17 protein-coding genes are annotated in these 13,826 nt (G+C 47.9%); 5 read left to right on the top strand and 12 right to left on the bottom strand.

Translation table 11 applies throughout. From position 1 onward, the window contains the following. Window positions 1–89: 89 nt before the first annotated feature. Both PanJK_RS08265 and PanJK_RS08260 read left to right on the top strand, forming a co-directional pair. The gene (locus tag PanJK_RS08265) at window positions 90–1,856 is read left to right on the top strand and encodes a terminase ATPase subunit family protein (protein ID WP_265299470.1); all 1,767 of its coding nucleotides are present in this window, start codon (window positions 90–92) and stop codon (window positions 1,854–1,856) included. Further along, on the top strand, window positions 1,857–2,903 hold the full coding sequence (locus tag PanJK_RS08260; RefSeq protein ID WP_265298804.1) for a phage portal protein: 1,047 nt from the start codon (window positions 1,857–1,859) through the stop codon (window positions 2,901–2,903). 30 nt (window positions 2,904–2,933) lie between these two features. Here the strand turns inward: PanJK_RS08260 and PanJK_RS08255 are convergent, their stop codons facing one another. The 12 genes from PanJK_RS08255 to PanJK_RS08200 all read right to left on the bottom strand — a co-directional run bounded on the left by PanJK_RS08255 (window position 2,934) and on the right by PanJK_RS08200 (window position 9,886). Then, window positions 2,934–4,079: a PIN domain-containing protein gene (locus tag PanJK_RS08255; protein WP_265298802.1), complete on the bottom strand. Its 1,146-nt coding sequence runs from the start codon at window positions 4,077–4,079 to the stop codon at window positions 2,934–2,936. Next, entirely contained in the window at window positions 4,079–4,747 is a 669-nt protein-coding gene (locus PanJK_RS08250) for a hypothetical protein (RefSeq protein ID WP_265298800.1), read from the bottom strand. The genes PanJK_RS08255 and PanJK_RS08250 overlap by 1 nt, the downstream gene beginning before the upstream one ends. A 362-nt stretch (window positions 4,748–5,109) precedes the next feature. Continuing rightward, entirely contained in the window at window positions 5,110–5,367 is a 258-nt protein-coding gene (locus PanJK_RS08245) for a hypothetical protein (protein ID WP_265298798.1), read from the bottom strand. Window positions 5,368–5,480: 113 nt separating this feature from the next. Further along, window positions 5,481–5,669: a hypothetical protein gene (locus tag PanJK_RS08240; RefSeq protein WP_154192720.1), complete on the bottom strand. Its 189-nt coding sequence runs from the start codon at window positions 5,667–5,669 to the stop codon at window positions 5,481–5,483. A 101-nt stretch (window positions 5,670–5,770) separates the two neighbouring features. After that, a complete protein-coding gene (locus PanJK_RS08235) occupies window positions 5,771–7,780 on the bottom strand; it encodes a replication endonuclease (protein ID WP_265298795.1) in 2,010 nt (669 codons plus the stop codon). Continuing rightward, window positions 7,773–8,090 carry a DUF5405 family protein gene (locus PanJK_RS08230; RefSeq protein WP_265298793.1) on the bottom strand — a complete coding sequence of 106 codons (318 nt, stop codon included), beginning with the start codon at window positions 8,088–8,090 and terminating at the stop codon, window positions 7,773–7,775. The genes PanJK_RS08235 and PanJK_RS08230 overlap by 8 nt, the downstream gene beginning before the upstream one ends. After that, complete coding sequence (locus tag PanJK_RS08225) at window positions 8,087–8,314, bottom strand: TraR/DksA family transcriptional regulator (protein WP_105088565.1); 228 nt, start codon at window positions 8,312–8,314, stop codon at window positions 8,087–8,089. Before PanJK_RS08225 ends, PanJK_RS08230 begins: the two co-directional genes overlap by 4 nt. Continuing rightward, on the bottom strand, window positions 8,314–8,541 hold the full coding sequence (locus PanJK_RS08220; RefSeq protein ID WP_105088566.1) for a DUF2732 family protein: 228 nt from the start codon (window positions 8,539–8,541) through the stop codon (window positions 8,314–8,316). The genes PanJK_RS08225 and PanJK_RS08220 overlap by 1 nt, the downstream gene beginning before the upstream one ends. 68 nt (window positions 8,542–8,609) lie before the next feature. Further along, window positions 8,610–8,948 (bottom strand): DUF5347 domain-containing protein, encoded by a 339-nt coding sequence (locus tag PanJK_RS08215; protein ID WP_110867358.1) that lies wholly within the window; start codon window positions 8,946–8,948, stop codon window positions 8,610–8,612. After that, window positions 8,912–9,103 carry a phage filamentation protein Fil family protein gene (locus PanJK_RS08210; protein WP_265298791.1) on the bottom strand — a complete coding sequence of 64 codons (192 nt, stop codon included), beginning with the start codon at window positions 9,101–9,103 and terminating at the stop codon, window positions 8,912–8,914. The genes PanJK_RS08215 and PanJK_RS08210 overlap by 37 nt, the downstream gene beginning before the upstream one ends. 2 nt (window positions 9,104–9,105) lie before the next feature. Beyond that, window positions 9,106–9,615 carry a phage regulatory CII family protein gene (locus tag PanJK_RS08205; RefSeq protein ID WP_265298789.1) on the bottom strand — a complete coding sequence of 170 codons (510 nt, stop codon included), beginning with the start codon at window positions 9,613–9,615 and terminating at the stop codon, window positions 9,106–9,108. Between the two features lie 34 nt (window positions 9,616–9,649). After that, complete coding sequence (locus PanJK_RS08200; RefSeq protein ID WP_034911927.1) at window positions 9,650–9,886, bottom strand: hypothetical protein; 237 nt, start codon at window positions 9,884–9,886, stop codon at window positions 9,650–9,652. Between the two features lie 90 nt (window positions 9,887–9,976). Here PanJK_RS08200 and PanJK_RS08195 point away from each other — a divergent pair, with 90 nt between their 5' ends. The 3 genes from PanJK_RS08195 (at window position 9,977) to PanJK_RS08185 (ending at window position 13,826) form a co-directional block, all read left to right on the top strand. Further along, window positions 9,977–10,597, top strand: coding sequence for a phage repressor protein CI (locus PanJK_RS08195; protein ID WP_265298785.1), 621 nt, complete (start codon window positions 9,977–9,979; stop codon window positions 10,595–10,597). 8 nt (window positions 10,598–10,605) lie between these two features. Beyond that, window positions 10,606–11,619 carry a tyrosine-type recombinase/integrase gene (locus PanJK_RS08190; protein ID WP_265298784.1) on the top strand — a complete coding sequence of 338 codons (1,014 nt, stop codon included), beginning with the start codon at window positions 10,606–10,608 and terminating at the stop codon, window positions 11,617–11,619. 125 nt (window positions 11,620–11,744) lie between these two features. Further along, window positions 11,745–13,826: a DEAD/DEAH box helicase gene (locus PanJK_RS08185; RefSeq protein WP_265298783.1), complete on the top strand. Its 2,082-nt coding sequence runs from the start codon at window positions 11,745–11,747 to the stop codon at window positions 13,824–13,826.

Genomic DNA, 13,826 nt, shown 5'->3' with positions numbered 1-13,826 from the left:
GGGGGTCGAAACAACGCGGGCACGTTGTGAGGGCAGCCACACAACGGCAGGCGGCAGAAAAGGGATCGGCGGGGCCGTATTTTGAGGCCATGACAACGACACTCGCCCCCGAAGACCTCGATCCCCGCAGGCAGGCCATGCTGCTGTACTTTCAGGGATACCGTATCGCCCGCATTGCTGAAATGCTGGGAGAGAAACCCGCAACCGTTCACAGCTGGAAGAAGCGCGACAAGTGGGGCGACTACGGCCCGCTTGACCAGATGCAGCTGACCACCGCCGCGCGCTACTGCCAGCTGATCATGAAGGAGACAAAAGAAGGGAGAGACTTCAAGGAGATTGACCTGCTGGCGCGCCAGTCCGAGCGCCATGCCCGCATCGGCAAGTTCAGCAACGGCGGCAACGAGGCGGATCTCAATCCGAACGTGGCGAACCGCAACAGCGGGCCGCGCAAGCCGCCGGAAAAGAACGTGTTTACCGACGAGCAGGTGGAGAAATTACAGGAGATTTTCCACGACTCGATGTTCGACTATCAGCGCCAGTGGTGGGACGCGGGCAACAAGCACCGAATCCGCAACGTGCTTAAGTCGCGCCAGATTGGCGCCACTTACTATTTTGCGCGTGAGGCGCTGCTGGATGCGCTGACCACCGGACGCAACCAGATTTTCCTGTCAGCCAGTAAGGCGCAGGCGCACGTCTTCAAGCAGTACATCATTGAGTTCGCTAAAGAGGTGGATGTAGAGCTGAAAGGCGATCCGATGACGCTCAGCAACGGCGCGTGCCTGTACTTTCTCGGCACCAACGCCCGCACCGCGCAGAGCTATCACGGCAACCTGTACCTGGATGAATACTTCTGGATCCCGAAATTTCAGGAGCTGCGCAAGGTGGCGTCCGGCATGGCGCTGCATAAGAAGTGGCGCCAGACCTATTTTTCAACGCCTTCCAGCCTCACGCACAGCGCCTATCCGTTCTGGTCCGGCGGCCTGTTCAACCGGGGCCGCGCCAAGGCGGACCGCGTGGATATCGACCTGTCGCACATGAACCTTTCGCCTGGCCGCTTCTGCGATGACGGCCAGTTCCGCCAGATTGTCACCGTTGAGGACGCCGTGCGCGGCGGCTGCAACCTGTTTGACCTCGACCAGCTGCGACTCGAATACAGCCCGCCGGAATACCAGAACCTGCTGATGTGCGAATTTGTAGACGATCTGGCCTCCGTGTTCCCGCTGCAGCTGCTGCAAAAGTGCATGGTGGACAGCTGGGAAATCTGGGCCGACTTCGAAGCGCTGGCGCTGCGGCCGTTTGGCTGGCGCGAAGTGTGGATCGGTTACGACCCGGCGAAAGGTACGCAGAACGGCGACAGCGCCGGGTGCGTGGTGATCGCCCCGCCTGCCGTACCGGGCGGCAAGTTCCGCATTCTGGAGCGCCACCAGTGGCGCGGCATGGACTTCCGCGCGCAGGCCGAGTCCATCAAAAAGCTGACGCAGCAGTACAACGTGACCTATATCGGCATCGACTCCACCGGCGTCGGCCTCGGAGTGTACGAAAACGTGAAGATGTTTTATCCGGCGGTGAAAGAGTTTGTTTATAACCCGAACGTGAAAAATGCCCTGGTGCTGAAGGCGTTCGACATCATCAGCAGCGGGCGCCTGGAGTTCGACGCCGGACACCTCGATATCGCGCAGTCATTCATGGCAATCCGCCGCGCCACCACGGCCAGCGGCAACCGCCCGACCTACGAAGCCAGCCGCAGCGAAGAAGCCAGCCACGCCGATCTGGCGTGGGCGACCATGCACGCGCTGGCAAACGAACCGCTACAGGGCGAAGCCGCCCACACCGGCAACATTATGGAGATTTTTTAAATGAGCAAACGCAGGAACCGCACGCGCACGCAGCCCGTGCAGCAGCAACAGATGACCGGCAGCCCGGCGGCAGAAGCGTTCACCTTTGGCGACCCGGTGCCGGTGCTGGACCGCCGCGAGCTGCTGGACTACGTGGAATGCGTGGTCATGGATAAGTGGTACGAGCCGCCGGTGAGCTTTGACGGGCTGGCGCGCACGTTCCGCGCCGCCGTGCATCACAGCTCGCCGATCAATGTGAAACGCAACATTCTGACAAGCACCTTCATCCCTCATCCGCTGCTGAGCCAGCAGGCGTTCAGCCGTTTTGTGCAGGATTATCTGGTGTTCGGCAACGCCTATCTGGAGAAGCGTACCAACAGGCTCGGCGGCGTGCTGTCACTTGAGCCGGCACTGGCAAAATTTACGCGTCGCGGCACCGACTTAGACACCTACTGGTTTGTGCAGTACGGCATGAACACGCAGCCCTACGAGTTCACCAAAGGCAGCGTGTTTCACCTGATGGAGCCGGATTTAAATCAGGAGGTTTACGGCCTGCCGGAATATCTTTCGGCAATCCCGTCCACCCTGCTAAACGAGTCGGCCACGCTGTTCCGCCGTAAATACTACCTTAACGGCAGCCACGCCGGTTTCATCATGTACATGACCGACGCCGCGCAGAATCAGGAAGACGTAAACAATATCCGCCAGGCGATGAAGAGTGCCAAGGGGCCGGGCAACTTCCGTAATCTGTTTATGTACTCGCCGAACGGGAAGAAAGACGGGATCCAGATCATCCCGCTGTCAGAGGTGGCGGCTAAGGATGAGTTTCTGAATATCAAAAACGTGAGCCGTGACGACATGATGGCCGCGCATCGCGTGCCGCCGCAGATGATGGGGATTATGCCTAATAATGTTGGGGGGTTTGGTGATGTAGAAAAGGCCAGTCATGTATTCGTTCGCAATGAACTTATGCCACTTCAAAACCGCTTTGAAGAGTTAAACACATGGCTGGGCGAGGACGTGATTGTATTCAAAAAATACAATCTAGAAAGTAATGACAAAAGATAAGTTATTATGGAGGGCATAAGCCCTCCTCAGCTACAGCATTTTTATTATTTCAGCATTTTTATCTTCAAAGTTAATGCTAATTTCGCCCCTAAACAACAATCCAATTAACTCATCCTTTTTAATTTCATTGCCAGGATTTGCGAATTTGATTGTAAGATCACCATAAAATCTTGCTAAGGTATTTTCTGATACATCACAAATACCTTCACCATTCATGCTATCCATTTCTGGAGTTCTACCATGCAACCGTTCAATATCAAGAAATGAGCCATAATCCGTTATGTAATTAACATGCACATCCATATCAAAACACAATGATGCAATAAATGTCTGCTCATCTAGACCTTTAGCACCCATTACTTTAATATTGCTGGCATCATTGAACAGTTCTAACTCTATAGACGCGGCATAAATTCTTTGCCCGATTACTGACATATTTGTAATTAGCTCATCCTCTAAAAACAAGTAATCGAATGCCCTAGGGTTTGCATCAAGATATTCTTTAATAGCATGTGAAAACTCATCAGACTGAATCAATTCTACTTTCGACTCATCTTGTAATAAACCAACACCCTCTAAAGAAAAAACCTCGTTCATAGAGTTAAGAACTGTAACCTGTTCATATCGTGCCAAATGCTTCTTAAAAACATTATCTTTATTAACCACAACAAGGCTTCCATGTTCCTTGGTTAAATTGATTATCGTGGCGCAAATGAAACCATCTGGTATATCTTCTCTAGCTTTAATTTTTCTGAAAACACCAGAACCTGAAAAGTAATCATCAAAAACTTCATTTACGGACTCAACTGTAGTATCAACGATCGATACATTAAAATCTTTTATCCACTGCTCAAAGCTTTGCTGCGGCTTATCACCAATTTTCTCTTTAGTCTGAATGATTTTTTGCTTTAATTCTTCGAGGCTTCCTAACAAGTCCTCACTCAACCCTCTTGCATCTCTCTCCACGCTATCCAAAGATTGCCTAGATTTGTCCAGCCCTTCAAAAAGACTACTGGATTTTCTGGTTAAAAACTCTCTTGCAACAAGTTTAGGAATATGAAGTTTAATAAGCTTCTTGTCAGTATATTTTTTCAGCAACTTCATGTCATTAGAATTTAGGCCCTCTTCATGAAGTACGTTCGAATCCAAAACCAAATGAAGTGTATTATCTCCCATTACCTAGGCACTCCCAAAATTCCAGTTTTAATAATCTGATTCCACATATTTTTCATCAACTGACCAGTATGTTGATTAACAAATAATGATGACCTTGCACCGTGGGGATAACCAAGAAACTGGCCTCTCATATCTTCCCAACTCTCACAGTAAATTCCATTTTTCCAGTTAGGAATTTCACGTTCGAGCATTAACCCAATCGCCGCTCGGGATGAAATTGTGCCATCATCATCAAGAATAGAACTATGCCACATACAACGAATCAAAATAGGCACTGCATTTTGATGGTACATTACAATATTGCTTAATTTAACAGCACTGAAAAAGGCTGCCGAATGCTGTAAATTATTTATGGAATCCAGCAATTCATTAACCCCATGTCCGTATGGGCACGTAAGCATTCCATTAACGAAATATATAGTGTGATCTAAATTTTTGAAGCTTGGACTATTATTGGGGGTCATAGGTGACCAATTAGCAGCATCAGTCTCGATCAAGAAAGGGTGCCACGCTGGATAACCTTCTACTATCGGACCACAAATAGACACCATTTCTTCTAACTTATCTCGTATAAGTCTACGTTGATCTGCATTAGCACCTTCAGGCAAAAGATATCTATACGCCTTCTCAAATCCCGCCTGCGCTGCCTCGTCTGCTCTGAATGCCATTTTAACCTCACATGATAAAACAACCTTGCGCACAATATTACACTTTCATGCACAACATGCAATGGTTATGAAGCACATAATCTTGCTTCATCTTTAGATGGTTGTTCAGTATCAGGCTGGTGTGTCTTCTGGTCTTATATTCATCACTACATAAATAATAAGCAAGATTAGCTAAAATTCTGCTGCAACAATGCCACAACACGCTCCAGCGCGCGCTCGTACCCCCGCCACGCCTGCCCGCTTTATGATGCGGTTTTCATGCACCTGCATGACATAAACGAAAGCCCGCCAGAACTGGCGGGCCGTGGGTAAAGCGATCCTTTTCGGATCATGCGAATTCATGCGGCATAGTCATGCACGCTTCACTCCAGTTTGAAGTCGTCCACCGAAGCGGGCTTATGGGTGCCAATACCTTCCAATGAATCCATAAATTCCATGCCCTGTCGCAAAGAAACGGGATAGGGAATCTCGAACATAAAAACAAAGTCGTAAGTCTTGCCCAGCCAATAGCCCCCGCCACATTCTTTTGGTCGTTGGAAAAACACCCATCCGCCGGGTTTGTAGTAAGTGAGAACCTCACCCCGGTAAACGATTTGGAATTTTTCGGGACTTTTAGCCATAACCTAACGCCTCGTAACTCTCGTAATGTTCGGCCTCACCTTTCCATAGCATTTCCGTTTAAATTTCTGCTCTTACCCGATCACGTTTTCGCTGTGTGTAGCACCGGCATAAACTATTCAGAAGCCTGCATCATGCGTGAATACTCGTGGCTTCTGACTTTTCGCATCAACTCGTCGGTCAACTCTGAAACCCACTGAATGGCGAGCTGCTTCTCGTCATCAGTGCAATCACTCGCTGCAACAAGTTTCATAAATAAATCAATACGCTGGAGCTTCATAGACTCCAAAAAATAATCCTGCATAATCCCTCCGCACAATTAACAACTGGTTATGCATACAGTATATTATGAGTTTCGGAATGTGAAATGTTTTTTTACCTTCCGTGAGAAATCCTCTGGATTAATCAGATGGTTATCTTTTGCTCCTGTAGCCTGCCGTTTCGGTAAAACAGCCGCATTCGCGCGCCAGCATTCAGGCTGCATCCTCTGGAAAGGAGGCTAATTTCCTCTTCATGCCCCTCAAAACCACGGGCTTTTAATTCCAGCTCTAACCGTCGGCGCTCTGGCCCCGTACAGTTATTGACAGAACTCCAAGGGGCGGCGATGCCGCCAGAAGGACCAGCCTCCGCTGACGCGTCGGCTAATTTGGCAACGGCTTCCCACTTCACCTGTCGCGTGAATACTTCAGAATCTTGATAGTGAGGCGAGTAGATGCCCTGAACGCGCTGCACGTCCTCCGCGTATTCGTTGCCCATTTCGGTAATCTCGTAGCAAAGGCGGATCACCAAGTCATCACGCGCGACCAGCGGGCCACCCTGCGCCATGGTGTAAGACGCCCAGCAGCTGGCAACAGAAGCAGACGCCAGCACAGCGTCCATCTTCTCGTTTGGTAGGCGCGTATCGCCAAGACGGCGCAACTCGCGCCAAACAGTGACCGGCGCGCCGCCAATCTGCTGAAACTGGCGGATGCGCCAGCGGGACGCCCACGCGCAAACGGCTTTCGCCATATCACGCATGTTTGAGCCGGTTTCATCATCCTTTTCGCCGTCCATTGCGAAGCCGTCGATATTTTTGGAGATGTATTTAGCGATGTAACCCGTGGCGCTGCCTTTGGTGGGATCGATAGGCTCAGCGTGAAAACGCGCTTTGCGCGCCTGCGGCGTGCTCAGTTCGTCGGCGTCTTCTTTGCTGGCATGCTCACGCATGATCTGCTGCACACGCTCGCGATGTTCTGGCAGCATAAACAGTAGCATGTGCCAGTGTGGCGTGCCGTCGTGATGAGGCTCAACGACGCGGAAACCAAAAACATGGATTTCTTCGCGTGACATCGCGGCGCGTATACGCGCCCAAACGCGGCAGAGATAACGCTGCGTATCGCGCGGGCTTGAGCCGTTCCATTTAGTAATGAAACCGCCTTGGCTATAAACAGAGTGATAACGCGATGGCGCGGTGATCGTATAAAAATCCCCTACGCAGCCGCTTTCGTTGGCGATGTCTTCAAAGCCACGCATTCTGGTCATAAGCTCGCGGCGGCGCATGGCCGGGTTCGCGATGCTGCGGTTGACCATTTCATCCATCGCGACACGATCACCGGTTTCTTTGTTCATCAGGTCGTAGCGTTTGAAGAACTCGCGATTGCGTTTCTTCTGCTCGACCCATTCCGCCAGTGTGCCGCGTGAAACGTAAGGTGAAGCAGATTTTTGCACCTGCCCAACAGCGATTGCCATGTGCTCGCGCTGGAGATCGCGCATCTGCTTAAGACGGCCGCGCCACCATTCAGGCGCCATCATGCGCAATAAACCGGATTGCGCCTTGCGCAGACTCAGCTCACCTTTGCAGGCTTTGAACTCAGCCCAATATGGCGGCTGCGTGCCGGTCAATGCGGCCAGCTCAGCAACGTAGCGATAAGCAATGCAGGTTATGGTCTGCTCGTCCGCTTCCTGTGGCATTGAGGTTTTATCGACAAACTCAGCCAGACTGAGCGAAATATAGGATGCAACTTTGTAAGCCAGATCGCGCACGTCCTGCCGGTCAAGCGTGGGCAGACGATCAAGCTGCTTTATGAACGGCAGTTCATGTTGAGCGGCTTCATCAAGACGATAGCGACTGCGAACAAGCTGCAGGCGTGGCAATACGTTCTGGCCGATAGTCTGGCGCAGAAACGCATTGGCCCGACGGCGGCCATTATTTGCTGAGAGGATTTTGCTGTAGCGATCGGCAAAGTAACCGGCCAGATAGTCCGGCATGTTTTGCAGATACTGGCTGCGCCAGTTGTGGTCCTCTGGATTCACATTCCAGAGACGGCGCTCAGAAAGGGACATATCCGCCGGAGCGGACATGCCAAATACTTCACGCCGCTGCTGATTTACGGCGTGATATTCACCAGTAAGGAGATCAGGAAGGCTTTCAGACATGCGCGGCCTGAAATTCAGCCAGCTCTTGCACTGCAACCTCGACCAACTCAGCAATGCGGCGAGTTTCCGCCACAAAGGCCGCAGTTGTTTTCATCTGGCCGTGCAAAACATGGCGACCAATGACATCAGCAGCCAAATCGCGCATGAGGAGCACTGCCGACTCATATACGGCCATGGTTTGCGGCATGCGCTGACGGACACCATCAATCTCAAGCCAGCTGAATTTCTCCAGCACCAACTGTTGCGGCTTGCCCGGCTCACTTGATTTCAACGCACGCACTGCATAGCGATCATCAACCTGAACTCTCAAAGCGCGGCCCCTTTGTAATGCACGCTTTTCAGTTCGCTAATCTCTTTGCAGGTAACGCACAACTCGACACCCGGCAACGCTCGGCGACGCGCTTCAGGGATAGCTGCATCGCATGACAGGCAGAAAAACTCACTCGCTCCTGCAGGACGATGAATAGCCGTTGCCAGGTTGCGCGCCAGTTCTTCCTGAACGCGCTGCTGAACCAGATCCATTGAGTCGGCCATTAGTGCAGCTCCCGTGATTGGTTCTCGAAGCGCACGGATTCTTTGTCCAGCAGTTCGATAATTTCAGCAGCTGACATTTCTTTGTTTCTTGCATGAATCGCTAATGCAGCCAGGCGAACGGATACGGCCAGCGCATCATCTGATCGCTGCTCACTTTTGGCCTTACTCAGCATCGCGTTTAGCACTTCTGCATCGGCTTCAAAATTTCGGGTTTCAATATTTCGCATTTAACTTTCTCCAGAATTTGGGCAAAAAAATGCCCGGCGGGTTTACGCCATTTATTTTTTCGGTTTAATTAATTTGGAAGCGTTAGCTTCTTAGGAAATAAACTCACGACTGCGCGAAAGTGATTCATTGCACCTATCAGCGCGGTAATTTCGTCACTCGTCAATTCACTGTATTCAACGTTGTGACGTTCTTTATTGATGTTTGCCAGAAAGAAAATGGCACTCATCGCCCGGTTATTTTGTTCGTACTGTGGATCACGAGTATTACGCATTTCACTGATGAACCGCTTTAACTCATTACCGCAATCGCCGTACATCATGGTGCGAAGTGCGGCAATATGATTAAGCGCGCTAACTCGCTGCCCAGCGCTCATTTGAACAGTGATGCTTTCAGCTTTGTAAGCCATGTCACTTTTTTCCTGTTGCCAGTTAAACCTGCCAGCAATTCGGCTTGAGAGTTTGCCGGGTGCCAGCGCCTGCCATTTTCAGCTGCTATCCAGCCGTGACCGAATGCATGTGAAGGGCTTTGCCGTTTTAGAAGCGGTGCTACTGAAAACGCCATAATTAAACAACCCCTATCGATGCGCCGATCCCGCTTAATGCATCTGCAGTGCCAGCCAATGCAGGGTTTGAATGCACGCGTGTTTGAACAGCTATCGCAGCTAACGTCAGGCAACGAATGCCGGCATTAACGTTCTGCACAAATCCGCGCCTACAGGCCGAGGTAAATTTCTTCTGACTCACAACGCCCGCGGCTAACTGCCCGACTTCGGCGGTAGCTTTGAGGACATAAGCCGGTAAGTTCTCCTGAGCGATTTCGTTTACCGGCACACATGGCAGGCATTGCAGTTGAGCCAATGCGCCATCAACTAGCGTTGAGTCTTCCGTCAGGTCGGTCAGGATTAGCATTTCACGAACGGTAAGCTGATGGACCTGATCCGGGTTTAGCTTGTTACGGATGGTTTGCGGATTAAGCCCCGCCTTTTTAGCCAGCTGGATGATGTTGTGCTTTGCGGAAAACTCGCGGCACGCTTCATCAAAATGGCTATGTGTGGAGACACTGAAATCAAACATGCTTAATACCTCACGTTATCCCAATATGGATGTATCAAGCCTGCATTGTGATTTCGCAGCCAGCAGCGGCTTCGATAGTGAGAGCAACCATGTTGATTTCGATAAGTCCGTTTAAGCCCTCTTTCTTCCTGATGGGCAAACGGTTCTCGCGGTACATCTGGCGAACTGTACCTTCCTTGTAACCAGTGCGACGGCAGAACTCTTCGACAGTAATGTACGGTTCCGAAATCACCAGATTGATTGATGGGCGCATTGAAAGTTTACGGGTCATGATGCAGTATTCCTCGGTTTAGGTATTAGATCTCACTATTAAACGCTATTCATCTCATCACAGACCGAAGAATAGGATCACAAATCGGATATGTCAACGAAAGAAAACACAAATCGCCATGATGCGAAAGTGGTTCGTGAAGCGGTAGAGAGTAACCGGGGCGGTAAAGACGCGATTCTTCGTTTAGTTGAAGCGTACGGATTCAGCAGCCGTCAGGCGTTATGCACCCATTTGGGCGTTTCGCAAAGCACGTTAGCCAACCGTTCAGCCCGCGATACCTTCCCAGCTGACTGGGTGATCATCTGCCATGTGGAAACGGGAGCATCACTTACCTGGCTTACTACAGGTAAAGGTGCACGCTTTATGGAAGTGGAGGAATCCCGTGTTGTGATTGCGACACATAAAAAAATCTCAAATGGGATTTTAGAGACCATGGATGATTTCATTCTGGATAAAGCATCACTACCCGAAGGCTTAAACGCCCCGTTTGTGATCAACTCAGACAGAAGCACTTATTTGGTTGATACCTATGAAGGCGAGATCGTCGATGGGTTATGGCTTATCGAGATTGATAAGTTAGTCAGCATCCGAGAACTGGTACGCTTTCCCGGTGGAAGAATACGTGTCGAAAATGGGAAATCGTCATTTGAATGCCAATCAAGTGACATCGTGGTTTTAGGCAAAGTGATCACCCGAACCGAATACCTTTAAGGCATGGAATGGCGATAAACAAATTACCCAACGGGAAATGGCAGGCACAGGTTTTCCCAAACGGCCGTGACGGCAAAAGGATTCGCCGCCAGTTTGCGACGAAGGGCGAAGCACAATCCTATGAGAAGTTCGTAAAAGAACAGGCTCAAGATAAGCCCTGGCTGGGAGAGAAAGCAGATAAGCGGCGGGTAATTGAGCTGGTTGAATTGTGGTTCAACACGCATGGTATTACGCTGGCGGATGGTGAGAAGCGGCGAACCACAATGGCGTTCGCCTGCGAGGCGATGGGAAACCCACTCGCAACCGAGTTTAACGCAAAAATTTTTGCGTCTTATCGCGAGCAGCGGTTAAGCGGGAAGATCACGCGCTCCACTCGAGTGAAGACTGTTACGCCTCGCACGGTCAATTTAGAGCTGGCGTATTTTAGGGCGATGTTTAACGAGCTACGCCGGTTAGATGAATGGACCGCACCGAACCCGTTAGAGAACGTTCGCGAGTTTAAAATCAGTGAATCTGAGATGGCGTATCTCACCATTGAGGAAATCAGAACCCTCCTCGCCGAATGTGAGAACAGCCGTTCTAAAGATTTAACTACCATTGTGAAAATCTGCCTAGCAACTGGCGCACGATGGAGTGAGGCCGAAGGCTTGAAGGGGAACCAAATCCGCGCCGGTCAGATCATCTACGTTAAAACTAAAGGCAAGAAAAACCGAGCGGTGCCGATAACTGAGAAATTACAGGCTGATCTGCCATCCAGCAGGAAAGCACAGGTGCTCTTTAAGCCATGCTATTCAGCCTTTAGAAAGGCCATGCAACGCGCTGGCATCGAGACACCTGCTGGGCAACTTACCCATATTTTGCGCCACACCTTTGCTTCTCATTTCATGATGAACGGGGGTAATATTCTTGTGCTTCAGCGGATATTGGGGCACACGGATATTAAAGTGACGATGCGTTATGCACACTTTGCTCCGGATCATCTTTCGGAAGCAATATTGCTTAACCCGCTAAATAAAATTTAGTAGGTCTGATCTAGTGACCGAAGATTAACTTGAAAAAAATCAACAAAATGTAATTATGCATGAATACATTAGGATATATTCATTGTCGAGTCATCTTTGATAAATTTTTTATTTAGGAGAATATTATGTTAGATGTCGTTTTTGGTAAAAAGAGTAATCCTGTTGCTGTGGATGAGCTAGTACAGTGTCTTTCAACACTGAAAGCTGAAGGTACTCTGTACATTGGCTACCCAATGTTTGACTCTGGCAATGAAGCAGTACTTACAGACGCGATGCTTATTACTCAAGAATTTGGCGTTGTTATTTTTGATTTGACAAACTTCACTGAAAGTGACAATGAAAAAATATTTAGCTATCAAGACGAGTTATATCGCGGCGTCTTCCAAAAGTTCCTTTCTCAAAAAGAATTATTAAACAGGCGAGAGCTTGCATTTGAAATAAAAGTAATAACTATTAGAAGTGACGATGAAAGCGACGACTCCTTTTCAACAATAGATTCTTTGAAAGATAAAATATCCTCTTTCGATGAAATTAGCCCTTCTATATTTAAACAAATAAATGCCACCATTCAAAAAACAGATGTATTAAAGCCAGCAAAAAAAAGAAATAATGTTACACGTGAAGATTCATATGGCGGTGTAATGAAGAGAATTGAAAAGGAAATTGCTAACCTTGATGCATGGCAGAAAAAGGCTGCAATTGAAAGCCCTGATAAACCACAAAGAATAAGAGGCCTTGCGGGTTCTGGGAAAACTATAATTCTGGCGATGAAGGCCGCTTATCTGCATGCTTTTGAAGAAAATAAAAGAATAGTTGTAACCTTTCAGAGTAGAACGCTTTATCAACAATTTAAAAGACTCATTGAAAAGTTTTACTTTGACCATAAAAAAGATGAGCCAGATTATTCTTTTTTAACAATACAGCATTCATGGGGTGGTGCAGAGCAAGGTGTATACTCTGAAATTTGTAAATATATTGGCTATGCTTCAATGAGCTGGTCTGCTGCTGAAACAAAGTTTGGGAGAGATGATGCATTTAAAGGGATCTGTAAAGAATTATTGGAATTTGTTGGGGATAAAAACTTCCAACCAATATATGATTATGTATTAATCGATGAAGCCCAAGACTTCCCTGAAGAATTTTTTAAGTTAGTCTACAAATTCACAAAAGAACCAACTAGAGTAGTTTGGGCTTATGATGAATTGCAAAATTTAGGAGAGTATAAAATGTTACCTCCTGAAAAATTGTTTGGTGCAGATACAAATTCTATACCATTCGTAACACTACAGAATGAAAAAGACAAGCCTCAGCAAGATGTTTTATTACCAATTTGTTATCGAAATCCACCATGGACACTTACACTAGCATTAAGTTTTGGATTAGGAATCTATCGTCAAGATGGATTAGTCAAAATGTTTAGAGAACCTTCATTTTGGAATAATATTGGATTTGAAACTGTAGGTGGCGATTTAAGACTTGGATCTGGAGTTACATTACAAAGAGCTCGAGATAGAACTCCCGATTTCTTTTATGAGCTCATAGATCCTGATAATGCAATAATTGTTAATAAATATGAATCAAATGAAGAACAGGCCAAGTGGGTTGCCAATCAAATTAAGGAAAATTTGGAAAACCAAGAGCTTGAGGCAAGTGATATATTAGTGATATATCCAGTTCCATATACAATGCCTAAACAATCTGCACATTTAATTTATGAGTTGAGAAATTTAAATATAAATTGCCACATTGTTGGAAAAGACACGAGTAGAGATGTTATTTTCAAAGAAAATTCAGTAGCCATTACGCACATTCATAGAGCAAAAGGTAATGAGGCAGCAATGGTATACGTAATGAACTCACAATTTTATCAAGGTGGGTATGAACTTGGTAAGAAAAGAAACTCATTATTTACAGCGATAACAAGAACTAAAGCATGGCTACGAGTCTGTGGAGTTGGAGACAGCATGGACGTTTTGATCAATGAATACAATCGCGTTGTTGAAAATAACTTCAGGCTATCTTTCGATTATCCTCAAGCTGATAAAATGGATGCAATGGATAATACTTACGGAGATAGAAGTGAAGAGCAGCGCAGTGAGTTAGCCACTAGTTTCGAACAAATAAAAAGAATAAAAATGATGTTGAAAAGTGGCGAATTAACACTTGATGATGTTCCAGAAGACATTAGAAAAATTTTTGGGGAGTAA

The organism is Pantoea sp. JK, assembly GCF_026130245.1.
GTDB lineage: Bacteria > Pseudomonadota > Gammaproteobacteria > Enterobacterales > Enterobacteriaceae > Pantoea > Pantoea trifolii.
The sequence above is the reverse complement of the archived record's forward strand: the minus strand, read 5'-3'. Positions and strand labels throughout refer to the sequence as shown.

Bases quoted from the DNA above. Each gene is read 5' to 3' on its own strand.
- PanJK_RS08265 (WP_265299470.1), top strand. From the start codon at position 90: ATGACAACGACACTCGCCCCCGAAGACCTCGATCCCCGCAGGCAGGCC.
- PanJK_RS08260 (WP_265298804.1), top strand. From the start codon at position 1,857: ATGAGCAAACGCAGGAACCGCACGCGCACGCAGCCCGTGCAGCAGCAA.
- PanJK_RS08255 (WP_265298802.1), bottom strand. From the start codon at position 4,079: ATGGGAGATAATACACTTCATTTGGTTTTGGATTCGAACGTACTTCAT.
- PanJK_RS08250 (WP_265298800.1), bottom strand. From the start codon at position 4,747: ATGGCATTCAGAGCAGACGAGGCAGCGCAGGCGGGATTTGAGAAGGCG.
- PanJK_RS08245 (WP_265298798.1), bottom strand. From the start codon at position 5,367: ATGGCTAAAAGTCCCGAAAAATTCCAAATCGTTTACCGGGGTGAGGTT.
- PanJK_RS08240 (WP_154192720.1), bottom strand. From the start codon at position 5,669: ATGCAGGATTATTTTTTGGAGTCTATGAAGCTCCAGCGTATTGATTTA.
- PanJK_RS08235 (WP_265298795.1), bottom strand. From the start codon at position 7,780: ATGTCTGAAAGCCTTCCTGATCTCCTTACTGGTGAATATCACGCCGTA.
- PanJK_RS08225 (WP_105088565.1), bottom strand. From the start codon at position 8,314: ATGGCCGACTCAATGGATCTGGTTCAGCAGCGCGTTCAGGAAGAACTG.
- PanJK_RS08220 (WP_105088566.1), bottom strand. From the start codon at position 8,541: ATGCGAAATATTGAAACCCGAAATTTTGAAGCCGATGCAGAAGTGCTA.
- PanJK_RS08215 (WP_110867358.1), bottom strand. From the start codon at position 8,948: ATGGCTTACAAAGCTGAAAGCATCACTGTTCAAATGAGCGCTGGGCAG.
- PanJK_RS08210 (WP_265298791.1), bottom strand. From the start codon at position 9,103: ATGGCGTTTTCAGTAGCACCGCTTCTAAAACGGCAAAGCCCTTCACAT.
- PanJK_RS08205 (WP_265298789.1), bottom strand. From the start codon at position 9,615: ATGTTTGATTTCAGTGTCTCCACACATAGCCATTTTGATGAAGCGTGC.
- PanJK_RS08200 (WP_034911927.1), bottom strand. From the start codon at position 9,886: ATGACCCGTAAACTTTCAATGCGCCCATCAATCAATCTGGTGATTTCG.
- PanJK_RS08195 (WP_265298785.1), top strand. From the start codon at position 9,977: ATGTCAACGAAAGAAAACACAAATCGCCATGATGCGAAAGTGGTTCGT.
- PanJK_RS08190 (WP_265298784.1), top strand. From the start codon at position 10,606: ATGGCGATAAACAAATTACCCAACGGGAAATGGCAGGCACAGGTTTTC.
- PanJK_RS08185 (WP_265298783.1), top strand. From the start codon at position 11,745: ATGTTAGATGTCGTTTTTGGTAAAAAGAGTAATCCTGTTGCTGTGGAT.